The following is a 729-nucleotide window of genomic DNA, read 5'->3' as shown; positions in this document are numbered from 1 at the left end:
ACGTATTAACGCCTTGCCCATGGGCTTGAGGTGCGAAGCAACGCAACTCCAAAACCACGAAGTGGCTAGGCATGCGGCAAATTGTTATAGGGCTTATTCGTCAATACCAGCATCGCAATCGTTACATGAGTTAGTTGATTTGCCTGTACCAAGCCAGCCTGGGATATCGTTTACCCCAGACTCATTGTCTGCTTTTGTAAGCTTGATATCCATTTTTTGATTGCAAAGCCAGCAACCAATTAGTGGTAGAAGCCATATTTGTGTGTAACAGATAAGCATTTGCTTAGTACTAAAAATAGAAAATTTTGAGACTTCAATAGAAGTTAAAATATTCCAGATTACTGTAAAGCAAGCGGCCATACTGGCTACAAATAAAATTAGCTTATCAATTGTTTCCATTTAAGACCTATAACGCCGGTAGCAAAGGCGAGCGTTAGAGAGTCCAGCCCGCGTTTTTTGCGGGCGATTTTTCCTACCCTTGTTATGCATTTTTTTGCACCTTACCCAAATAGATTAAAGGTAATGCGATAGCCACTACCAATGACCAAGTATAGATAAACGCAGCCGCTACAGCATGTATAGCTATTAGGTACATGGCTAGATTTTTTTGTTTGCCGAAAAGTAGAATTAGACCCGTTAAGATACAAGCAAAAATTGAAACCAAAGTAAAAATGAATAGCCAGCTACCTGACTCGCTTGGAGACAACGCGTACTTGGCAGATGATATTG

Annotated in this window: 1 protein-coding gene; it reads right to left on the bottom strand. The window is 40.7% G+C overall.

Going from position 1 to position 729, the window contains the following annotated elements; all coding sequences use genetic code 11:
* Positions 1–93: 93 nt before the first annotated feature.
* Positions 94–399: a hypothetical protein gene (locus A3762_RS05125; protein ID WP_068500639.1), complete on the bottom strand. Its 306-nt coding sequence runs from the start codon at positions 397–399 to the stop codon at positions 94–96.
* Positions 400–729 lie beyond the last annotated feature (330 nt).

This window comes from Oleiphilus sp. HI0125 (assembly GCF_001635355.1).
Note: the sequence above shows the minus strand (reverse complement) of the source record. Positions and strands in the feature narration are given on the sequence as shown.

Coding starts and splice junctions, on each gene's coding strand:
- A3762_RS05125 (WP_068500639.1), bottom strand. CDS start 399: ATGGAAACAATTGATAAGCTAATTTTATTTGTAGCCAGTATGGCCGCT.